Source organism: Methylobacterium sp. CCH7-A2, from assembly GCF_001557075.1.
GTDB lineage: Bacteria > Pseudomonadota > Alphaproteobacteria > Rhizobiales > Beijerinckiaceae > Allobosea > Allobosea massiliensis.
In genome coordinates this window covers 1-3,062 of record NZ_LSKN01000045.1, presented here as the reverse complement: position 1 = coordinate 3,062, position 3,062 = coordinate 1, and the positions used below count along the sequence as shown (strand labels likewise).

At 69.0% G+C, this 3,062-nt stretch carries 3 protein-coding genes and 1 pseudogene; all 4 read right to left on the bottom strand.

What is annotated here, in order from left to right:
* Positions 1–264, bottom strand: a pseudogene (locus tag AX750_RS03820) (nitrate ABC transporter substrate-binding protein); the annotation flags it as partial.
* Positions 265–297: 33 nt separating this feature from the next.
* Positions 298–1,554 (bottom strand): DegT/DnrJ/EryC1/StrS aminotransferase family protein, encoded by a 1,257-nt coding sequence (locus AX750_RS03815; protein ID WP_245282298.1) that lies wholly within the window; start codon positions 1,552–1,554, stop codon positions 298–300.
* Positions 1,544–2,341 carry an ABC transporter ATP-binding protein gene (locus tag AX750_RS03810; RefSeq protein ID WP_066734838.1) on the bottom strand — a complete coding sequence of 266 codons (798 nt, stop codon included), beginning with the start codon at positions 2,339–2,341 and terminating at the stop codon, positions 1,544–1,546. Before AX750_RS03810 ends, AX750_RS03815 begins: the two co-directional genes overlap by 11 nt.
* Positions 2,342–2,354: 13 nt before the next feature.
* Positions 2,355–2,882 carry an ABC transporter permease subunit gene (locus AX750_RS03805; RefSeq protein ID WP_280939890.1) on the bottom strand — a complete coding sequence of 176 codons (528 nt, stop codon included), beginning with the start codon at positions 2,880–2,882 and terminating at the stop codon, positions 2,355–2,357.
* Positions 2,883–3,062 lie beyond the last annotated feature (180 nt).

The window sequence follows — 3,062 nt, the reverse complement described above, 5'->3', positions numbered from 1 at the left end:
GGCGGGGACCGAGCCGGTACCGCCGACATCCCAGGATTTGGCGGCCGAGGCCGCGATCTGCGGCGCGCCGGCCGGGAATGTCGAGAAGTTGGGGGTCAGGCCCACCTCCTTCCACCAGCCCTTGACGGTGGCGTAATGGAACGGCAGCGCCCAGTAGAGCGAGGGCTGGTAGCTGACGCCAATGGCGGTCTGCGCCCGACCCGGCGAAGGCGCGGCGAAGGCCAGCGCGGCGGCAAGACCCAATCCGGCAGCGATGCGTTTCATCTTCGTCTCTCCCTGTTGTCGTTGACCCGGGTCTCAGCCGGTGGCGGCCCGCCCGGTTTTCCCTGTCTCCGCACGTGCGGAGACAATGGTCTCGATGGCCTCGCGCAGGATCTCCGCGGCGAGGTCGCAGTCCTGAACGGTCAGCGAGAGCGGGGTGCGGATGTCGCAGAGCCCGGCCAGGGTGGCGTGGGTCTGCGCCATCGGCCCCTGTTCGCCCGCATAGCGCCAATGGCGCGGCGCGCTGGTGAAGCCGCGCTGCCGGCCGGCGCCGAACCATTTGATCGGCAGGCCGCGGGCGGCGCAGCGCTCGAGCACGGCCGCGATCTCGTCGTCCCCGAAACCGAGCAGCGAGAACTGGACCGAGGTCGCGGCGTAGCGCTCCTTCGGCGAGCGCGCCGGCAGCCGGACATGCTGAGAGCGCGCGATGGCGGCGCCCAGGCGATCATGGATGGCGTTCCAGCGCGCGGCTCGGCGCGGCAGGTCGTGGAGTTGCGGCCGCAGCAGCGCAGCGGCAAGTGCCGTCATCCGCATGCTGAAATTGGGTGTCTGTTCCTCCCAGCGGGACATCACATCTGCAGCCGGCGCGCTGCGATGCTGGCCGTGCAGCATGTAGCTGCCCGACTGGAGGATCGCGCGCGCCGTGCGGTCGTCATCGTCGAGGACGAGGAACCCGCCCTCGCCGGCGTTGAGATGCTTGTAGGTCTGGGCGCTGAAGGCGGCCGCCGTGCCGAAGGTGCCGATGGCGCGGCCATCCCAGGCGGCGCAGAGCGCATGGGCGCAGTCCTCGACCAGAAGCAGGCCGAGTTCGTCGCAGGCGGCCATCACGGCATCCATGTCGGCGATATGCCCGCGCATATGCGACAGCAGCAGGATGCGGGCGCCAGAGGCGCGGGCCTTGGCGCGCAGATCCGTGCAGTCGATGACGTAGTCCGGGCCGATCTCGACCAGAACCGGCCGGCCGCCGGCATGAAGGATGGCGCCGGGCACCGGCGCCAGCGTGAAGCCGTTGACCAGCACCGGCTCGCCCGGCTGCAGGTCCAGCACCTTCAGCGCCAGGCACAGGGCGGCGCCGCCGGAGTTGACCGCGATGCAATAGCGCCGGCCGACGAAGGCGGCGAATTCCTGCTCCAGCAGGGCGACATCGTTCTGGTCGGCGCCCATCTCGCCATATCGGAACAGCCGGCCCGAGCGCATCAGCTCACAGGCGCGCGCGATGCCCGCCTCCGGAATGGGCTCCGGCTCGGTCAGGTCGCGCGCGAGGCGCGGCAGCATGGCGAGGTCAGACCCCATGGGCGCCCTTCTCCTCGCGCAGCGACTTCCAGATCTGGGTGCGCAGATGGACGAAGGATTCGAGATCCATCACATCCTCGATGCGCTCATGGCGGTCCCAGTTCTCGGCCTGCCGCACCGAGCGGATGTCGAGCACCTCCTTGATGCGGCCGGGGCGGCGGGTCATGATCGCGACCCGGTCGGCGAGATAGACCGCCTCCTCAACAGCATGGGTGATGAAGAGCACGGTGCGGGGGTTGACCCTTGCCAAGCGCACCAGTTCCTCCTGCATGACGACGCGGGTCTGCGCGTCGAGCGCGCCGAAGGGCTCGTCCATCAGCAGCACCTCGGGATCGAGGACATAGGCGCGGGCGATGGCGACGCGCTGCTGCATGCCGCCCGAGAGCTGATGCGGAAAGGCATCGGCGTGGCTCTCGAGGTTCATCAGCTTGAGCGCGCCGGCAACCAGCCTGTCGCGCTCGGGCTTGGGCAGGTTCTTGTTGCGCAGGCCGAGCTCGATGTTCTCGCGCACCGTCTTCCACGGAAACAGCGCGAATTGCTGGAAGACGACGGCACGATCGGGGCCGGGCTCCGTCACCGCCTTGCCGTTGACGCTGACGATGCCGGCGCTGGGCGGCTCGAACCCGGCGACCATGCGCAGGCAGGTCGTCTTGCCGCAGCCGGAGGGGCCGACGATCGCGACGAACTCCTTGTCGGCGATGTCCAGATCGATCGAGTCGAGCGCCTTCACGCCACCCGACACCGGACCGAAGACCTTGTCGACCTTGTCGAAGCGGATCGAGCCCATCGTCTTCGTTCCCTTACGCCTGGAGGCCGCGGCGGCGGCGAAGCCAGGCTTCGCCCTGCCGCAGCATCACGTCGATCGCCATGCCGACGAGGCCGATCGCGACCATGCCGGCCATCACCGTCGGGGTCGCGACATTGGCCTGCGCCTGCACCATCATGAAGCCGACCCCGGCCGCCGCGACGATCAGCTCCGCCCCGACCAGCGACTGCCAGCCGAGCCCCGCCGAGACGCGCAGGCCCGAGACGATCGAGGGCGTCGCCGCCGGCAGCAGAATTTCGAGGATCATCCGCAGATGCCCGGTGCCGAGCATGCGTGCCGCCTCGATCAGCCGCGGCTCGACGAAGCGGGCGCCGCGATAAGCGTTGATCAGGCAGGGCGGGAAGGCGCCCGCGAAGATGATCAGGATCGGCCCGCCGATGCCGACGCCGAACCACAAAGCGGCGAAGGGAACCCAGGCGATCGGCGCGATGAAGCGAAGCCCGTCGAAGAGCGGGGTGACGATGTCGTCGAGCCAGCGGAACCAGCCCATCAGCAGACCCAGCGGTACGCCGATGAAGGCCGCCAGCAGTACGCCATAGGCATAGCGCTGGAAGCTCGAGGCCAGATGCTGCGGCAGCGTCGCCCCGGCAAAGGGGTTGGTCAGCAGATGGACGAAGCGGGTCAGGATGCGGATTCCGATTCCGACCGGCCATCATTCCGATAATTGACCGGCCGGGATTCC

Bases quoted from the DNA above. Each gene is read 5' to 3' on its own strand.
- AX750_RS03815 (WP_245282298.1), bottom strand. From the start codon at position 1,554: ATGGGGTCTGACCTCGCCATGCTGCCGCGCCTCGCGCGCGACCTGACC.
- AX750_RS03810 (WP_066734838.1), bottom strand. From the start codon at position 2,341: ATGGGCTCGATCCGCTTCGACAAGGTCGACAAGGTCTTCGGTCCGGTG.